The organism is Jatrophihabitans sp. (assembly GCF_051960575.1).
Lineage (GTDB): Bacteria > Actinomycetota > Actinomycetes > Mycobacteriales > Jatrophihabitantaceae > JBQCEE01.
Map to the genome: position 1 here is coordinate 1 of NZ_JBQCEE010000046.1, position 17,167 is coordinate 17,167.

The following is a 17,167-nucleotide window of genomic DNA, read 5'->3' on the forward strand; positions in this document are numbered from 1 at the left end:
GAGCACGACCGGCCCGCTGCCGGCGGCCGCAGCGACGACAGCACGGACCACGACCGGCACCGGCTCGACCCCGTCGGCAGCCAGCACCGCACGGTCGTCCCACTGCGGCAGGCCGTGCCGCAGCGCAGCGCCGTCGAACGGCCCCGCCCCGACGCCCGACCACCGCACGCCCGGGCGGTCGTCGACGCCGAGCAGCACGTCGATGCCCCCGGCCGCCGCGTCCAGGTCGACGAGCACCGCCCTGGGCGCCGCCCGCGCCAGCGCCGCCGCGAAGCCGGACGCGCCGATCCCGCCACTGCACCCCATCACGCCCACGACCTCGTCCATGCCGAGCAGCCAACCGCCGACGGGCCGCCGGGAGGCGCCGGCAGCCGCCCGCTGTGGACAAATACCCGGGTGTGGACGCCCGCCGGATCATGTCGGTGCCACGTGCTCACGGCGCCGATCCGTATCCTGCGAACGTGGCCCGGACCGCGGCGTTCTTCGACCTGGACAAGACGATCATCGCCAAGTCCAGCGTGCTCGCGTTCGGCCGGCCCTTCTACCAGAACGGCCTGCTGAACCGCCGCGCCGTGCTGCGCAGCGCCTACGCCCAGTTCGTCTTCGCCCTCGCCGGCGCCGACCACGACCAGATCGAGCGGATGCGCGCCTACCTCGCGTCCATGGTCACCGGCTGGGACGTCGCCCAGGTGCGCGACATCGTCAGCGAGACGCTGCACGAGATCATCGACCCGATCGTCTACGACGAGGCCGTCGAGCTCATCGCGATGCACAAGGCCGCCGGCCGCGACGTCGTCATCGTCAGCACCAGCGGCGAGGAGGTCGTCGCGCCCATCGGCGCGATGCTCGGCGCCGACCAGGTGATCGGCACCCAGATGGTCGTGTCCGAGGGCCGCTACACCGGCGAGATCTCGCGCTACACCTACGGCCCCGAGAAGGCGGTCGCGATCCGCGAGCTGGCCGAGCAGCGCGGCTACGACCTCAGCGGCTGCTACGCCTACAGCGACTCGTTCACCGACCTGCCGATGCTCGAGGCGGTCGGCCACCCCTACGCCGTCAACGCCGACCGGGCGCTGCGCATGGCGGCCGCCGAGCGCGACTGGCCGACGCTCACCTTCAGCAACGCGGTGCCGCTGCGCGAGCGGCTGCGCCCCGAGCACCCGGCGATCACCGGTTCGGTGGTCGCCGCCGGGCTGGCCGGCGCCGGCCTCGCCTGGCTGGCCGTGAAGCGCCGGTCGAGAACGGCCTGAGCGTCGAAGTCAAGCCTTGATTTCGCCCGCGCACCCTGCGTCCAATACAGGCACGGACACCGGACGTCATGGCGGTCCAGCCCCCAGCGGACGGTGCCCCGCACGCACGACCCGGGTACCCACGCGGCGAACCCACCACGCACAGGTGAGTCGACGCGTCCGGTGGAGACCGGAAGACTCCATCGGCCGCGCGACTGTCGCAGGGCACGCTTGGTAACCCGGCCCGCGCGTGCCGACGGCGTCGCAACCCCCTGGGCCGCGGCGCCGTCGCCGTGTCAGCCGCGGGCGATGGCCTCGCAGATCGCGAGCGCCTCCTGGGCCCCGGCCACGACGGCGTCACCGCAGTGCGCGAGCCACGTCGCGACGCCCTCCGGGGTGCCGGTGCGGTAGGCGTCCAGGGCGGACGCGTACGCCCCGCCCAGTTCGCGGTGCCCCGCCTCGACCACGACGAGCGACTTCGGGTCGAGCCCGTGGTCGACCAGCGTCAGCCGCACGGCGGCGCGCGCCACCAGGCCCGACACCGGCGGGAACGCGTCCAGCGACAGCAGCTCGCCGTGCACGATGCCCGCCACGACGACCGCCGGCGCAGAGGTCGCGGCCAACACCTGCGCGAGCACGTCGAGCCGCTGCGCGGCCACCGGGTCGGGGCGGCCGAGCTCGTCGGCCGGCACCAGGTCGGCCGCGGCCAGCGCGTGCAGCCGGGCGAGCGCCTGCCGCGGCGCCCGCGACCAGGTGTCGGCCAGCGGGCCGATCGCTGCCTGCACGCGCAGCGCCCCCTGCACCAGCGGGTCGTGGACGGCGCCGCCGCGCACCTCGCCCAGCGACGCCGTCGCGCCGGAGAGCACCGCCGACGTCCAGGCCCCTCGCAACGACGACTCGGCCGACACGTCCGGCGAGCGCCGGCGCAGCGTCTTGTGCGTGAGCAGCGTGTCGACGGCCGTGCGGGCACGGTCGACGGCGGCGGCGACACCGGGCAGCTCCGTGAGCGGGGCCAGCGGGTCGGCGGCGGTCATGCCAGTGGTCACGGCGGTCCACGGTAGGCCACCGTGGCGGCCGGTCCGACCGCCGCGTGCCACGACGTGACGGCGACTGGAATGATCCAGGGGACCAGTCCCTACGGAAGGTGTGGACGCCGTGACCGTCAGCAGCTCCCCGAACGGCGCGAGCGCCGCCGGCCGCCACGCCGCGCCGGCGGCACCGGCAGCGGTGGCCGCCGCCGACGCCGGCCCCAGCGTCGGGCAACTCGTCTCCGAGGCGTCGACGCACCTGTCGACGCTCGTGCGCAGCGAGATCGAGCTCGCCAAGCTCGAACTGCGGTCGAGCGTGAAGAACGCGGGCGTCGGCATCGGCTTCTTCGGCGCCGCCGCGGCGGTGCTGGTCTTCTCGCTGGTCTTCGGCTTCATCACGCTGGCCGAGGGGCTCGCCGCGCTCGGCCTCGACCGCTGGCTGGCCTTCCTCATCGTGTTCGTGTTCCAGCTGCTGCTGGCCGGCGTCGCCGCGTTCCTCGGCTACAAGAAGGTGAAGCGGGTCAAGGCCCCGCAGCGCACGATCGCGACGAGCAAGGAGTCGGTCGCCTACCTGCAGAGCAACATCCACCCGCGCTGACCTGACCCATGGGATTCGGTCCGCTGCCGGGTGCGCCCGACAGCTCGGTGGTCCTGCTCGAGGGGCCCTGGACGCACCGCATCGTGCGGGCCAACGGCATCGCCCTCCACGTCGCCGAGCTCGGCAGCGGCCCCCTCGTGCTGCTGCTGCACGGCTTCCCGCAGTTCTGGTGGGCCTGGCGCCAGCAACTGGTCGACCTCGCCGACGCCGGCTTCCGCGCGGTCGCCGTCGACCTGCGGGGCTACGGCGCTAGCGACAAGCCGCCACGGGGCTACGACTCACCCACCCTCGCCGCCGACGTGGCGGCCCTCGTGAGCGCGCTCGGCGAGCGCGACGCCGTCGTCGTCGGCAACGACATCGGCGGGACGCTCGCCTGGACGGTGGCGGCGGCCCACGCCCGTGTGGTGCGCGCGGCCGCGGTGCTCGGGCAGGCACACCCGCTGCGCATGCGCGCGGCGCTCAAAGTGTTCGGTCCCAGCCGCGAGCAGCGGCACGCCTCGATGTACGCGCTGCGCACCTTCCAGGTCCCCCGCCGGGCCGAGAACCTGCTCTCCCGCAACGGGCGCTGGGTGCGCGAGCTGTACGACCGCTGGACCGGCCCGCGCTGGCGCGGCACCCCGGGCTACGTGGCCGACGTGAACCGCTACGCCCAGGCCATGCGCATCCACCCCGTGTCGTACTGCGCGTCCGAGCACTTCCGCTGGGTGTGGCGCTCGCGGCTGCGCGGCGACGGCCGCCGCTACGCCGAGTCGGTGCGCGCCCCGATCCGGGTGCCGGTGCTGCAGTTGCACGGCGACTTCGACCGCTGCGTGCTGCCGTCGACGGCGCAGGGCTCCGGACGCTACGTCGTCGGCGAGTACGAGTGGCGCCTGCTCGACGGTGTCGGGCACTTCCCGCACGACGAGGTGCCCGAGCTGATCAGCGGCGAACTGGTGCGCTGGGCCAAGCTGCACTCGTGACCCGGGCGGTCACTGCTCGGGCGTGCACCCCATCGTCGACACGCCCTGCGTGAGCGTGGCGCCGCGGTCGGCGTCCGGGCGCACCGCCTTGTCGGTGAGCACGAAGCCGGTGTTCGGGTCGGTCGCCGCGGTGGCGAAGACGACGCCGAGGACGCTGCGGCCGTCGCCGGTGAGCATCGGGCCACCGGAGTTGCCGCTGCGCACCATCGAGAAGATCGCGTAGATCTCGCGGCGCGAGTGGCCCTGCCGGTAGATGTCGCTGTTGTCGACGGTGATCGTCGACCGCACGCGCGCGGTGCGGATCGTGTACGGGCCGTCCTCCGGATAGCCGAGCACGACGCCGGGAGCCCCCTGTGCGGCCGGACGCGCGGCGAACGGGATCGGCTGCACGCCGAGCCTCGGCACGTAGAGCACGGCGACGTCGGTGTCCTTGTCGAAGAGCACGACGGTGGCGCGGACCGGCTCGCGGCGTCCGGGCACCTCGACCGTCACGCTGTCGGTGCCGGCGACCACGTGCGCGTTGGTCATGATGTGGTTCGGGGCGTAGACGAAGCCGCTGCCCTCGATGCGGCGGTCGCACTGGTTGGCCGTGCCGTAGATCTTGAAGACCTTCGGCTGCTGGGCCAGCACGTTGCGCCGCACCGCCGGCGACAGGCTCGGCGGCGGCGCCACCGGCACGATCGGGGCGTCGTTGTAGTCGCCGAAGACGGGCGGGAATCCGCTGCGGTCGAGGAAGGAGCGCAGCGACCCGTACAGGGTGCGCACGTCGTTCGGCATGACGTCGTCGACGGCACCGACGATCGAGCTGTGCGTGGCCTCGGACGCGAGCGTCGGGTACGGCGACACGCGCAGCGGCAGCGCGATCATCCACGCGACCAGCAGCACCGACAGCACACCGAGGCCGCACCCGACCCCGGCGTCCACGGCGCGGCCGCCCTGCCCGAGCACCACGCGCGACCGGATGTGGCCCGCGACCCAGACGCCGGCGAGCTGGCCGAGCATCGCGAGCAGCAGCACGCTCACGATCGCGATCGGGATCTGCGCCCGGCCGGACGCCACCGCCTCGCCGATCGGACGCGCCACCTGCGCGCCGACCACGGCCCCGGCGAAGAACCCGACGGTCGAGAAGATGCCGAGCACCGCACCGTTGCGGAAGCCGCCGAAGCCGTAGGCCACGGCGGCGAGCACGATGACCGCGTCGAGCAGGTTCACTGCGGCGGGCTCAGCTCGGCTGCACGACGAGGGTGCCGACCTGACCCTGCCGCGTGTGGATGGTGCACACGAACTGGTATCGGCCAGGGGCGGGCGCGGTGAAGGTGACCTCGTACCGCTGCCCGGCCTGGATGAGCGGGGTGGCGGCACCGGGGAAGCCGGTCAGGGACCAGTTGTGGGGCGCGCCCGCGCCCTTCTGGCCCTCGTTCACGAGCACCAGCCGCACCTTGCCCGGGTGCACGACGATCGTCGACGGGTGGAAGCGGAAGTCGTTGCTGTTCAACCCGGTGCGCAGCGTCACGGTCTGGACGGCACCGGCGCCCGACGCGGTCGCGGTGCCGCTGTGCGGCTCGCGGTTGGCCGACGACGACGTCTGGCAACCGCTCAGGACGACGGCGGCGCCCAGGGCCAGCGACGCCACGCCGACCGTGCCCCCGAGGTTCGCGACGCGCATGCCTGCACGGTACCGACGCGTGATCAGGCGCTGCCCGCCTCGCCGACCGTGCCCTCAGCGGCGTCATCGCGCTCGTCGGCGGGGTCGGCGGCCGCGGCCGGCCCCGGGCGGCCGGCCAGCTCCCGCGGCAGGGCGCGTTCGCGGGCGGTGTCCCAGGGACGCGTCCCCCCCCCCAAGTCGAGCAGGCCCGACCGGACGATCGCCGTGAAGCCCCAGACGAACAGGCCCGCGGCCTCGACCCCGGGGCCGACGTAGCCCATCGGGTGCCGCACCTGGAAGCGGTTCGCCGGGTCCACGAGCTCGGCGACCGGCACCAGCTCGACGCGCGCGACCTCGCCCCGGCTGCGTGGCTCGACCGGGTGCGGGTCGCGCCACCAGGCGATCACCGGGGTCACCGCGAACCGGCTGACCGGGATGTAGAGCGGCGGGTACTCGGCGACGACCTCGACCGACGCCGGGTCGAGCCCGACCTCCTCCTCCGCCTCGCGGAGCGCCGCGGCGACGGCCGACGGGTCGGTCGCGTCGACCGAGCCGCCCGGGAAGGCGACCTGGCCCGCGTGCTTGCGCAGCGTCGTCGACCGCTGGATCAGCAGCACCGACGCACCGGCCTCGCCGTCGGCGAACGCGATGAGCACCGCGGACTGCCGCGCGCTGTCGTCGTCCGGGACGAGGAAGCGGCTCAGCTGCACCGCGCGCGGGTCGGTCGCGCCGTCGCTCAGCCGCTGCAACCAGTCGGGTCGGGTCATGCCGGGGACGCCAGCATCTGCGCGGCCGTCTTGACCAGCTTGCCCGCGACCACCGGGTCGGTCGGGCCCTCGCCGAAGGACGGGCAGAGCCGGGCGATCGGGCACGCCCCGCAGGCCGGCTTGCGCGCGTGGCAGAGCCGGCGCCCGTGCCAGATCGCGCGGTGGCTGAAGATCGTCCACTCCTTCTTCGGGATCAGCTCGGCCACGGCGAACTCGACCTTCACCGGGTCGGTCTCGTCCGTCCAGCCCCAACGGCGCACGAGCCGGCCGAAGTGGGTGTCGACGGTCAGGCCGGGCACCCCGAAGGCGTTGCCGAGCACGACGTTCGCCGTCTTGCGTCCGAAGCCGGGCAGCGTCACGAGCTCATCGAGCGTATGCGGCACCTCGCCGTCGAAGCGTTCGAGCAGCTGCTGACCGAGCTTCATGAGCGAGTTCGCCTTGTTGCGGTAGAAGCCGGTGGGGCGCACGTACTCCTCGAGCTCGGCGCGGTCGGCGCCGGCGTAGGCGGCGGCGTCCGGGTAACGGCGGAACAGCGCCGGGGTCACCTCGTTGACGCGCTTGTCGGTGCACTGCGCCGAGAGGATCGTCGCCACCGACAGCTCGAGCGGCGTCGTGAAGTCCAGCTCGCAGTGCGCATCGGGGTAGGACTCGGCGAGCATCTTGTTGATCCGCCGCGCGCGGCGGGTCAGGGCGAGCGGGGTCTCGGGCTGGGTTCCCACGGATGGCACGGGATCGAGCCTAGGCTGGGGTACCGACAGCGGACGGCGACGAGAGGGGCACACGATGATCGGGTTCGTCTTCCTGATCTTCCCGTTCGTGCTGCTCGCGTTCGTCCTGCTCATGGAGAAGGTCGAGGAGCCGCTCAACGAGATCGCGGTCGAGCGCGAGATCGAGCACTTCCTGGACGACGCGAACGCCGACGAGCTGGACGCGTTCGTCACCGAGGGCACCGACTCGGCGTTGAGTCGGTTCCGCGCCCGGCTCGGCCTGCGTCGTCGCCGCCGCTGAGCCACGGGCGGCCGGCCGTACCGACGGAACCGAACGCGTCGTGACCGCCGGATGAAGCGGCGGGTCGCCGGTCGGACTAGACTCTCTCAGGACTGTGATGAGGCTCGCACGCGCGCGAGCAGCGAGGAGCGTTCGTGGACGAGATTCTGCGCAGAGCCGGGCTGTTCCAGGGCGTCGATCCCGACGACGTCGAGGCGTTGACGAACGAGTTCGAGATCATCGACGCCCCGCGCGGCACGGTGCTGTTCACAGAGGGTGAGCCGGGCGAGTCGCTCTACATCGTGCTGAGCGGCAAGGTGAAACTCGGCCGCCGCTCGCCCGACGGCCGCGAGAACCTCGTCGCCATCATGGGGCCGTCCGACCAGTTCGGCGAGCTCTCCCTCTTCGACCCCGGGCCGCGCACCGCCACCGCCACCGTCGTGACCGACGGTCGCGTGGCCCGCCTGCCGAAGTCGGCGCTGCAGAAGTGGGTGCAGGACCGCCCGCAGATCGCGATGCAGCTGTTGCGCGTCGTCGCCCGCCGGCTGCGGCGCACCAACACCATGCTCGCCGACCTGATCTTCGTCGACGTGCCCGGCCGCGTCGCCAAGCAGCTGCTGCAGCTCGCGCAGCGCTTCGGCTCGATCGACGGCGGTCAGCTGCGGGTCACCCACGACCTCACCCAGGAGGAGCTGGCCCAGCTCGTCGGCGCCTCGCGCGAGACCGTGAACAAGGCGCTGGCTGACTTCGCGTCCCGCGGCTGGTTGCGGCTCGAGGGCAAGTCGGTCGTGATCCTCGACCGCGAGCGCCTGGCCCGCCGCGCCCGCTGACACGGCGTCAGGAGCGGTCGAGGTAGTCGAGCTGGGCGCGCACGCTCAGCTCGGCCGCCCACCACACCGACTGGTCGACGTCGGCGTAGACGACCTCGACGATCCGGCGGGCCGACGCGTCCGGCCCGAGGTCGCGCAGCGCGGCCCGGATCTGGTCGAGCCGCTGCTCGCGGTGCGCCAGGTAGAAGGCCGCGGCGTCGGCGGCCGACGGCAGCTCGGGCCCGTGGCCCGGCAGCACCGGCACCCCGCCGAGCGCACCGAGGCGGTGCAGCGAGTCGAGGTAGTCGCGCAGGTTCCCGTCGGGGTGCGCCACCACGGTCGTCCCGCGGCCGAGGATGGTGTCCCCGGTGAGCACCGCGCTCACCGCGCCGTCGGCGTCGGTCACGACGAACGACGCCGAGTCGGACGTGTGGCCGGGCGTGGTCAGCACGCGCACGCGCAGCCCCGCGGCGTCCAGCCACGCGCCGTCGTCGAGCGGGCCGGCGCCGAGGCAGTGCGCGGGGTCGACCGCCCGCACCGGCGCCCCGGTGCGGGCGTGCAGGTCGGCCGCGGTCTGGCTGTGGTCGAAGTGCCCGTGCGTGAGCAGCACCAGCGACACCGCGGGCACCGTCTCGAGCAACCGGTCGAGATGCGTGTCGTCGCCCTGCCCGGGGTCGACCACGATGACGTCGTCGGCGCCGGGCGCGCGCAGCAGCCAGGTGTTCGTCCCGTCGAGCGTCATCGGCCCGGGGTTCGCCTGCAGGAGCACGTGGGCGGTCGGCAGCACCGCGCGCGGCTGCTCGTAGAGGGGGTGGCTCACGGCCGCCTCATCGCAGCATCGCCCGCGGGATCTCGACGCTGCTGCCGTCCGGCATCACCGCGAGCACCCTGCCGTCGTCGGTCACCGTGATCTCCGGCCGGATCGCGCCGACCGGGCGCCCGGGCGCGGCCGCGAGGGCGTCCGCCACCGTCGTGAAGTCCGCCAGGGACGCGAGCGTCGCCAGCGTCGGCGGCAGCATGCCGCGCTCGCCGCGTTCCGCCTGCTCGAGCGCGGCCGCGATGCCCACCCAGCCGGCCGAGCTCGACTCGGTGGTGACGTCCTGCGCCTCCGCGTCCGACGGCAGGGCGGCGACGAAGAAGCGGGTGTCGTAGCGGCGCACCTCGCCCTCGGGGGTGACCCAGCGCGACCACGGGTGCAGGGCGCCGGCGTCGATCGCCACCCCGTTCGCGCGCAGCAGGTCGCCGAACGAGACCCGGCCGGCCTCGACATCGCGCCAGGCACCGGACAGGTCGGCGGCCGGCGCGCCGAGCAGCACCCCGGCCTCCTCGAAGGTCTCGCGGGCGGCGCCGCCGAGCAGCATGCGCGCGACCCGCTCGTCACAGCCGAAGCGCTCGGCCGCGTCGGCGAGCGGCTCGTCGCTCGCGAACGGCAGGTCGGCGTCGGCGTCCTCGACCCGTCCGCCGGGGAACACCGACATCCCGGCGGCGAACACCATCTGGGTCACCCGGGTCAGCAACCACGCCTCGATGCCGGTCGCGCCGTCGCGCAGCAGCACCACCGTCGCGGCGTCGCGCACGGGCACCGCCTGCTGCTCGGTCACGCGACCTCCACGATCAGCTCGATCTCGACCGGCGCGCCGAGCGGCAGGGCGCTGACCCCGACCGCCGAGCGCGCGTGCGCACCGGCCTCGCCGAACACCTGCCCGTACAGCTCGCTCGCCCCGTTCACGACCCCCGGCTGCCCGGTGAAGCCGGGGGCGGACGCGACGTAGCCGACCACCTTCACCACCCGCGTCACCGCGTCGAGCCCGACGAGCGAGTGGACGGCGGCGAGCGCGTTCAGCCCTGCGATCCGCGCCAGGTCGCGCGCCTCCTCGGGCGGCACGTCGGCGCCAACCAGCCCGGTCGCCGGCAGCGCGCCGTCGCGCAGCGGCAGCTGGCCCGCGGTGAAGACCCACGAGCCCGACCGCACCGCCGGCACGTACGCGGCGAGCGGGGGGACGACCGGCGGGAGGGCGAGCCCGAGTTCGGCGAGGCGCTGCAGCGGTGTCGGCACCCGCCCGACGCTAGCTGTTGGCTCGGTCGCAGGCGACGCCGATCCCGGTGCCCCGGCCTGCCGCGTCACCTACGCTCGGGGCGTGCCGACCTCCACCGCGACCCAGGCGGTCCCGAACCTCGTGCGCGGCCTGCCCCCGCGCGCCCGGCTGCACGTCGTCACCGGCAAGGGCGGGACCGGCAAGACGACCGTGGCCGCCGCGCTGGCGCTCGCGCTCGCCGACACCGGCCGCCGGGTGCTGCTGATCGAGGTCGAGGGCCGGCAGGCGATCGCCCAGCTGTTCGACATCCCGCCGATGGAGTACGCCGAGACGCGGCTGGCGACGGCCGAGCACGGCGGCGAGCTGTTCGGCCTCGCGATCGACCCCGAGGCCGCCATGATCGAGTACCTCGAGCTCTTCTACGGCATGAAGCGCTCGGCCCGCGGCTTGCAGAAGATCGGCGCGGTCGACTTCGTCACGACCCTGGCGCCGGGACTGCGCGACGTGCTGCTCACCGGCAAGATCAAGGAGTCGGTGGTGCGCGTCGACCCGAGCGGCGCGCGCATCTACGACAACGTGGTCGTCGACGCCCCGCCGACCGGCCGCATCGGGCGCTTCCTGGACGCCACCACCGAGGTCGCCAAGCTCACCAAGATCGGCGCGATCAACAACCAGAGCGAGGGCGTCATCAAGCTGCTGCACGGCAAGGAGACCGCCGTGCACATCGTCACCCTGCTCGAGGAGATGCCGGTGCAGGAGACGCTGGACGCAGCGAACGAGCTGCAGGGCCTCGGTTTCCAGGTCGGCACCGTCGTCGTCAACCGCGCGCGGCCCGAGCTCTTCCACGACGACCAGCTGCGACCGGACGGCACGGTCGACCCGACGACGCTGGTGGCCGGGCTCGAGCGGGCCGGCATCAACCCCGGCTACGCCCCCGCCCTGGCCGCCGAGGTCGGCCAGTACGCGCAGCGGCTGCGGCTGCAGCGCACCAACGCCGCCCGCCTCGACGACCTCGACCTCCCGCGCGTCGAGCTGCCCGACCTCAACCCGCCGGTCGAGCTGGGCGAGCTGCGCCAGCTGTCCGAGCGCTTCCTCGACCGGAGCTCGCGATGACCGCCCTCGACGTGCCGGCCCTGGTCCGCGACCCGGCCACCCGGGTCGTCGTCACCTGCGGCAGCGGCGGCGTCGGCAAGACCACCACGGCCGCGGCCATGGCGCTCATCGGCGCCGAGGCGGGCCGCCGCACCGTCGTGCTCACGATCGACCCGGCCCGCCGGCTGGCGCAGAGCATGGGGCTCACCGAGCTCGACAACACCCCGCGCGAGGTGAAGGGCGTCGAGAACGGGCGGCTCTTCGCGATGATGCTCGACATGAAGCGGACCTTCGACGAGGTCATCATCGAGAACTCGCCGCCGGACCGCGCCGCCAAGATCATGGCGAACCCGTTCTACCAGTCACTGTCGTCGTCCCTGGCCGGGACGCAGGAGTACATGGCGATGGAGAAGCTGGGCCAGCTGGTCAGCCAGGACGAGTGGGACCTCATCGTCGTCGACACCCCGCCGTCGCGCTCGGCGCTGGACTTCCTGGACGCTCCGAACCGGCTCGGCCGGTTCCTCGACGGACGCATGGTGCGGCTGCTCTCGGCCCCTGCGAAGGCGGGTGGCCGGGCCTACATGAAGGTCGTCACCGCCTCGCTCAGCGTGGCCGCGAAGGCGTTCACGCGCATCCTCGGCAACGAGCTGCTCAGCGACGTCTCGACCTTCGTGGCGGCGCTCGAGTCGACCTTCGGCGGGTTCCGCGAGCGGGCGGCGAAGACCTACGACCTGCTCAAGCAGCCCGGCACGGCCTTCGTGGTCGTGGCCGCGCCCGAGCCGGACGCGCTGCGTGAGGCGTCCTACTTCGTCGAGCGGCTCTCGGCCGACCGCATGCCGCTCGCCGGCGCGATCGTGAACCGCACGCACCTGACCGAGCCGGCCGCCGGGCTCGGCCCGCTGACCGCCGCGCGCGCGGAGGCGGCGGCGGAAGTGGTCGCCGGACGCACCGGGCTCGAGCTCGCCGAGGCGGCCCTGCGGGTGCACGTCGAGGTGGCCGCGGCGGCCGAGCACGACGCCCGCATGACGGCCCGGTTCACCTCGGCGCACGGCTCGGTGCCGGTCGCCGCCGTGCCCGCCCTGCCGGTCGACGTGCACGATCTGGACGGCCTGCGCACCATCGGCAAACTGCTCGGCGCCTGAGCCGTCCACAGAAGGTGTCATAACGGGCCGGTACCGTCGCACCCGTGGCAGCGCGCAACCCCTGGCCGACCATCGGCAAGCTCGTCGGCGCCCTCGTCGCCTGCGGTGTCCTCGTCGCCGGGCTGGCCATGCCCTACGTCGGCGGGCTGGGCCTGTTCGCGGGGCACGAGGCGGCCCGCTTCCTCGACAAGCCGTGCACGCTGCGCGAGAGCCCGCCGCCGCAGCGCACGACCATGTACGCCAACGACGGCAAGACGGTCATCGCGACGCTGTTCCGGCAGGACCGTGTGCCGATCCCCCTCACCGACGTGCCCCCGTACCTCGTCGACGCCCTGGTGGCGACCGAGGACCGGCGCTTCTTTCAGCACCACGGCGTGGACATGCGCGGCCTGCTGCGCAGCGCCGTCAGCACGAGCAGCGGCGACACCCAGGGCGGGTCGACGCTGACGATGCAGTACGTCAAGCAGCTGCGGTACTACCAGGCCGGCGACGACCTGAAGGCGCAGCAGGCGGCGATCGACCAGAACCTCAACCGCAAGATCGAGGACGCGAAGTGCGCCATCTACATCGAGCGAAACCTCAAGGAGTCGAAGGACACCATCCTCGACAACTACCTGAACATCGCCTTCTTCGGTGAGAACTCCTACGGCATCCAGACCGCGGCCGAGACCTACTTCGGCAAGCCGGCGAAGGACCTCACGCTGCCCGAGTCGGCCCTGCTGGTCGGCCTGCTGCGGGCGCCGTCGGCGTACGACCCCTTCGTGAACCCGCAGGCGGCCAAGCAGCGCCGCAACGAGGTGCTCGCCAACCTCGTCACCGTGCACAAGCTGACCCCTGCCAAGGCCGCCGAGCTCGAGGCGACGCCGATCTCGCTCGCCACCGACGGCCCACCGATCGTGCGGCGCGGGTGCGCCAACAGCTCGTCGTCGATCCCGAACGCCGCGTTCTTCTGCGAGTACGCGGTGTCCTGGCTCGAGTCGCAGAACGGGCTCTCGCAGACGCTGCTCGAGACCGGCGGCCTCAACATCGTCACCACGCTCGACCCGAACCTGCAGGCCTCCATGCAGGCAGGGATCGCCAAGCAGGTGCCGGCCACCGCGCCGGTGACCGCCGTGCTGCCCGCCGTCGACCCGCGCAACGGCAACGTGCTGGCCATGGCCGCGAGCAAGCAGTTCGGCACGAAGCCGGGGCAGACCGAGCAGCGGATCTTCACCGACTACGTCGCCCACGGCGCGTCGACCTACAAGCTCTTCCCCCTGCTCGCGGCCCTGTCGACCGGCTTCCCGCAGACCTGGCAGATGCAGACGGCGACGAACAACGACAAGTACAACACCAAGAACTGCTTCACCTCGAGCAGCGTCGGCAACGGCGACGCGAACGAGGTCTACAACCTCAACGAGACCCTGGCCTCGGCGACCGCGAAGTCGTCGAACAGCTTCTTCGTCGGTCTCGTCGACCAGGGCATGGACTGCTCGCTCACCCCGAGCGTCGACATCGCCCTCAAGCTCGGGATGAACGGGCTGAAGCAGTCGAGCGCCGACAACCCGAAGCAGACCTGGGCCCAGTACGTCGAGCAGCAGCAGGCCGACCAGCTGTTCGTGCTCGGGTCGGTGCCGACCAGCCCGCTCGAGCTCGCGGCCGCCTACGCGGGCGTCGCCGACAACGGCAAGTTCTACGCGCCGTGCCCGATCCTCAAGATCAGCACCGGCACGGGCAGCGGCGAGAAGCTGATCCCGGTGAAGCGGGCCACGCCGGTGCAGGCCGTCGCCCCGGACGTCGCCCACCAGGCCGTCTCGATCCTGCAGGGCGACACCCACGGGGTCGGCACCTCGGCCGCGGAGTTCGCGTCCGACTGGTACGGCAGCGCGCTGAGCGAGGTCGCGGGCAAGACCGGCACGAACGCCGCCGTCGACCAGCGCGGGCGCGAGACGCAGCAGAACGCCGCGATCTGGTTCGCCGGCATGACGCCGACGCTCACCGCGGTCAGCGCGATCATCGACTTCGACAATCCGACGCTGCCGACCCGCGGCTTGCGCGGTCAGGCGCCCGGCTCCGCGTACGGCGGGTACGCAGCAGGCCTGTGGATCAAGGCGCTGAAGCCGACGCTGAGCCAGCGGCAGTGGACGTGGCAGGACACCGCAGCGGGCGGCGACGTCCCGGACGTCACCGGCCTGCTGCCCCGCGACGCCAAGCGCCGCCTCGCCGCGGCCGGCTACCAGATGCAGTACCTCGACCCGGACAACGGCGAGTCGACCCGGTGTGCGTCGAAGGAGCTCACCGGCACCGTCGCCTACTTCGGACCGAAGACGGCCACCCGGGGCAGCACCATCACCGTCTGCCTCAGCAGCGGCGTCCAGCAGACGATCTGGACGCCCCCGCCGCCGCCGAAGCCGACCTACCACCCGACCTCGACCCCGCCGGGCCGTCCCGGCAGCACCTCACCGGCGCCGCCGACGACCACCAAAACGACCCCGCCGCCGGGGCCGGGGAAGCCGTCGAAGCACCCGCACTGACCGCCGTCAGCCGAGGCGGCGGCGCACCTCGTCGCTGATCCGCCGACCGTCGGCACGGCCGGCCACGCGGGGCTGCACCAGCTTCATCACCGCGCCCATGTCACGCATGCTCGTCGCGCCCGACTCGGCGATCGCCGCGGCGACGATGTCGGCGAGCTCGGCGTCGTCCAGCGGCTGCGGCAGGTAGCGGTCGAGCACCTCGCCCTCGGCCCGCTCGCGGTCGGCGAGCTCGGTGCGGCCGGCGCCGTCGAACGCCTCGGCCGCCTCCCGACGCTTCTTGGCCTCGCGCGCGAGCACCTTCACGACCTCGTCGTCGGCGAGCTCGCGGGCGGTCTTGCCGGCGACCTCCTCGGTCGTGATCGCGGTGAGCGCCATGCGCAGCGTCGCCGTGGTCACCTCGTCGCGCGCCTTCATCGCGGTGTTGAGGTCGGCCTGCAGCTGCGCCTTCAAGCCCGGGGTTGCCGTCACGTCGCACTCCTTCGTCATCGGCGTCCACGCTACTGAGCGGCCGCCACCGCGATCCCGCGCGGACCGCCGCCCGATCCGTACCCTGGTGTCCATGCCGAACCGCGCGTTCTCCGCCTTCCGGGCGCTCGGCGTCGCCGGCGCGGCGACCTTCGGCTACGCAGCGCTCGTCGAACGCAACGCCTTCACCCTGCGCCGCTTCGACGTGCCGGTGCTGCCGGCGGGCACCGCCCCGATCCGCATCCTGCACCTGTCCGACGTGCACATCCTGACCCGGCAGCAGCGCAAGCAGGCGTGGATCCGCGACCTGGCGACCCTGCAGCCGGACCTCGTGGTGAACACCGGCGACACCCTGTCGAGCGCGGCGTCGATCCCCGGGGTCATGCACGCGTTCGAGCCGCTGTTCGAGTTCCCCGGCGTCTTCGTGCCGGGCAACAACGACTACTTCGCGCCGACCCCGAAGCTGCCGACGCGGTACTTCATGCCCGGCCCGCCCCCCAACCCCCGCGGCGCGCCTCTGCCGTGGCCGCAGATGGCGGCGGCCATGGCCCACGCGGGCTGGGTCGACCTGACCCACCAGCGCACCACGATGAAGGCGGCGGACGCGGTGATCGCGCTCGCCGGCACCGACGACCCGCACCTGCGCCGCGCGAAGTATGAACTCATCGAGGGGCCCGCCGACCCGCACGCGACGGTGCGCATCGGCGTGACGCACTCGCCCGAGCCGGCCCTGCTGCGGCGCTTCGCCGCCGACGGCTACGACCTCGTGCTCGCCGGCCACACGCACGGCGGCCAGGTGCGCGTGCCGTTCGGCCCCGCGCTGGTCACCAACTGCGGCATCGACCGTGGCCGCGCGCGCTGGCTGCACGAGTGGGACGGCGGGATGCTGTTCCACATCAGCGCCGGCCTCGGCACCAACCCGTACTCGCCGGTGCGCTTCGCGTGCCGCCCCGAGGCGACGCTGCTGACCCTCGTCCCCCGCTGACCCGGGCCACCCCGCCGCCGGAACCGGCCGACACCGCCCGGTATGCTGGACCGGTTGCCATCCCGGTGGCGACACCGGGGTGTGGCGCAGCTTGGTAGCGCGCTTCGTTCGGGACGAAGAGGCCGTGGGTTCGAATCCCGCCACCCCGACCGATCACGAAGGGCCCGAGCACTCGGGCCCTTCGCTGTTCCCGGTGCCGTCGCGCGCCAGGTGTGTGACCCTGGTGCGATGGACGCGAAGTCGCTGCTGCTCGCCGTACTGCTCAGCGGGGCCGTCATCGGCGGTGCCGCCACCGCCATGGCCAGCTCGGGATCGTCGCCGTCGGGCGCGCCGTCCTCTGCGCGCCCCTCAGGGGTACCGTCCGACGCGCCGCCGCCCTGGGCGCACGGCCACCGCGGCGGCCGTCCCGGCGGACCGTTCGGCGCCGGCCCGTTGGGGCCGGGCAGGGCCGGCGGCCCCGGGCTCGGGCTCGGGCACGGCTCGGGAGGGCCCCTGCACGGCAGCTGGGTGGTGACCGACCCGAAGGGCGGCTACGTCACTCGGGACGAGATCCGGGGCGCCGTCACCGCGGTGTCCGCCTCGTCCATCAGTGTCCGGGCGGCGGACGGGTTCAGCGCCACGTACGCGGTCACACCGACGACCGCGATCCTCCTCCGCCCGGCGCACGGCGGCCCCGACGAGCAGCCGCCGTCCGGTGCACCGTCGACGCCCGCGACGCGCCCGTCGACACCGCCCGCGCCGCCGCAGCGGCCAGGTCACCCGCCGACGCGCGGCTCGATCGCCGACGTGCACAAGGGTGACCAGGTGGTCGTCCTCGGCACCGGCACCAGCACCCTCACCGCCATGACCATCGCGACGATGCCGTCCCGATAGTCTCGGGCGGCGAACCCCCGTCGTCGGATCGAGCGAGGT

The 17,167-nt window shown here is 73.4% G+C and carries 19 protein-coding genes, 1 tRNA gene and 1 pseudogene; 11 read left to right on the forward strand and 10 right to left on the reverse strand.

Translation table 11 applies throughout. From position 1 onward, the window contains the following. Positions 1–327, reverse strand: a pseudogene (locus ACTHMS_RS02090) (hypothetical protein); the annotation flags it as partial. A gap of 89 nt (positions 328–416) precedes the next feature. Here ACTHMS_RS02090 and ACTHMS_RS02095 point away from each other — a divergent pair. Further along, entirely contained in the window at positions 417–1,250 is an 834-nt protein-coding gene (locus ACTHMS_RS02095) for an HAD family hydrolase (RefSeq protein ID WP_440305055.1), read from the forward strand. Between the two features lie 275 nt (positions 1,251–1,525). Here the strand turns inward: ACTHMS_RS02095 and ACTHMS_RS02100 are convergent, their stop codons facing one another. After that, positions 1,526–2,263: an oxidoreductase gene (locus tag ACTHMS_RS02100; RefSeq protein WP_440305056.1), complete on the reverse strand. Its 738-nt coding sequence runs from the start codon at positions 2,261–2,263 to the stop codon at positions 1,526–1,528. Positions 2,264–2,384: 121 nt separating this feature from the next. Here ACTHMS_RS02100 and ACTHMS_RS02105 point away from each other — a divergent pair, with 121 nt between their 5' ends. Both ACTHMS_RS02105 and ACTHMS_RS02110 read left to right on the forward strand, forming a co-directional pair. Then, positions 2,385–2,855, forward strand: a complete 471-nt coding sequence (locus ACTHMS_RS02105; protein ID WP_440305021.1) for a phage holin family protein — start codon at positions 2,385–2,387, stop codon at positions 2,853–2,855. 8 nt (positions 2,856–2,863) lie between these two features. After that, entirely contained in the window at positions 2,864–3,814 is a 951-nt protein-coding gene (locus tag ACTHMS_RS02110; RefSeq protein WP_440305022.1) for an alpha/beta fold hydrolase, read from the forward strand. 9 nt (positions 3,815–3,823) lie between these two features. Here the strand turns inward: ACTHMS_RS02110 and ACTHMS_RS02115 are convergent, their stop codons facing one another. Genes ACTHMS_RS02115 through nth form a run of 4 tightly spaced genes read right to left on the reverse strand, consistent with a single transcriptional unit; the run spans position 3,824 to position 6,954 of the window. Next, positions 3,824–5,026, reverse strand: coding sequence for a MarP family serine protease (locus ACTHMS_RS02115; protein WP_440305023.1), 1,203 nt, complete (start codon positions 5,024–5,026; stop codon positions 3,824–3,826). Between the two features lie 10 nt (positions 5,027–5,036). Continuing rightward, positions 5,037–5,480, reverse strand: a complete 444-nt coding sequence (locus tag ACTHMS_RS02120) for a plastocyanin/azurin family copper-binding protein (protein WP_440305024.1) — start codon at positions 5,478–5,480, stop codon at positions 5,037–5,039. Between the two features lie 23 nt (positions 5,481–5,503). Continuing rightward, positions 5,504–6,226: an NUDIX hydrolase gene (locus ACTHMS_RS02125; RefSeq protein WP_440305025.1), complete on the reverse strand. Its 723-nt coding sequence runs from the start codon at positions 6,224–6,226 to the stop codon at positions 5,504–5,506. Next, entirely contained in the window at positions 6,223–6,954 is a 732-nt protein-coding gene (nth, locus tag ACTHMS_RS02130) for an endonuclease III (RefSeq protein ID WP_440305026.1), read from the reverse strand. Before nth ends, ACTHMS_RS02125 begins: the two co-directional genes overlap by 4 nt. 55 nt (positions 6,955–7,009) lie before the next feature. Here nth and ACTHMS_RS02135 point away from each other — a divergent pair, with 55 nt between their 5' ends. Together ACTHMS_RS02135 and ACTHMS_RS02140 are read left to right on the forward strand one after the other, a co-directional pair. Then, positions 7,010–7,234 (forward strand): hypothetical protein, encoded by a 225-nt coding sequence (locus ACTHMS_RS02135; RefSeq protein ID WP_440305027.1) that lies wholly within the window; start codon positions 7,010–7,012, stop codon positions 7,232–7,234. 134 nt (positions 7,235–7,368) lie between these two features. Beyond that, a complete protein-coding gene (locus ACTHMS_RS02140; protein ID WP_440305028.1) occupies positions 7,369–8,043 on the forward strand; it encodes a Crp/Fnr family transcriptional regulator in 675 nt (224 codons plus the stop codon). Between the two features lie 7 nt (positions 8,044–8,050). Here the strand turns inward: ACTHMS_RS02140 and ACTHMS_RS02145 are convergent, their stop codons facing one another. From ACTHMS_RS02145 to ACTHMS_RS02155, 3 genes are read right to left on the reverse strand one after another with little or no spacing between them, the layout of a single operon-like run. Next, on the reverse strand, positions 8,051–8,842 hold the full coding sequence (locus tag ACTHMS_RS02145) for an MBL fold metallo-hydrolase (protein WP_440305029.1): 792 nt from the start codon (positions 8,840–8,842) through the stop codon (positions 8,051–8,053). Positions 8,843–8,849: 7 nt separating this feature from the next. Continuing rightward, positions 8,850–9,623: an NUDIX hydrolase gene (locus tag ACTHMS_RS02150; protein WP_440305030.1), complete on the reverse strand. Its 774-nt coding sequence runs from the start codon at positions 9,621–9,623 to the stop codon at positions 8,850–8,852. Next, entirely contained in the window at positions 9,620–10,078 is a 459-nt protein-coding gene (locus ACTHMS_RS02155; RefSeq protein WP_440305031.1) for a RidA family protein, read from the reverse strand. The genes ACTHMS_RS02150 and ACTHMS_RS02155 overlap by 4 nt, the downstream gene beginning before the upstream one ends. Before the next feature lie 82 nt (positions 10,079–10,160). Between ACTHMS_RS02155 and ACTHMS_RS02160 the strand changes: the two genes are divergently transcribed. The 3 genes from ACTHMS_RS02160 to ACTHMS_RS02170 are packed head-to-tail and all read left to right on the forward strand — an operon-like array spanning position 10,161 to position 14,805. Next, entirely contained in the window at positions 10,161–11,171 is a 1,011-nt protein-coding gene (locus ACTHMS_RS02160; protein WP_440305032.1) for an ArsA-related P-loop ATPase, read from the forward strand. Continuing rightward, a complete protein-coding gene (locus ACTHMS_RS02165; protein WP_440305033.1) occupies positions 11,168–12,292 on the forward strand; it encodes an ArsA family ATPase in 1,125 nt (374 codons plus the stop codon). Before ACTHMS_RS02160 ends, ACTHMS_RS02165 begins: the two co-directional genes overlap by 4 nt. A gap of 44 nt (positions 12,293–12,336) precedes the next feature. Then, positions 12,337–14,805 (forward strand): transglycosylase domain-containing protein, encoded by a 2,469-nt coding sequence (locus tag ACTHMS_RS02170; protein WP_440305034.1) that lies wholly within the window; start codon positions 12,337–12,339, stop codon positions 14,803–14,805. Positions 14,806–14,811: 6 nt separating this feature from the next. Here ACTHMS_RS02170 and ACTHMS_RS02175 read toward each other — a convergent pair whose 3' ends face one another. Next, entirely contained in the window at positions 14,812–15,273 is a 462-nt protein-coding gene (locus ACTHMS_RS02175; RefSeq protein WP_440305035.1) for a GatB/YqeY domain-containing protein, read from the reverse strand. A gap of 91 nt (positions 15,274–15,364) precedes the next feature. Between ACTHMS_RS02175 and ACTHMS_RS02180 the strand changes: the two genes are divergently transcribed. From ACTHMS_RS02180 to ACTHMS_RS02190, 3 genes are all read left to right on the forward strand, one after another. Then, positions 15,365–16,255 (forward strand): metallophosphoesterase, encoded by an 891-nt coding sequence (locus ACTHMS_RS02180; RefSeq protein WP_440305036.1) that lies wholly within the window; start codon positions 15,365–15,367, stop codon positions 16,253–16,255. 75 nt (positions 16,256–16,330) lie between these two features. Beyond that, positions 16,331–16,404: transfer RNA gene (locus ACTHMS_RS02185), tRNA-Pro, on the forward strand. A 79-nt stretch (positions 16,405–16,483) separates the two neighbouring features. Then, positions 16,484–17,128: a hypothetical protein gene (locus ACTHMS_RS02190; RefSeq protein ID WP_440305037.1), complete on the forward strand. Its 645-nt coding sequence runs from the start codon at positions 16,484–16,486 to the stop codon at positions 17,126–17,128. Positions 17,129–17,167 lie beyond the last annotated feature (39 nt).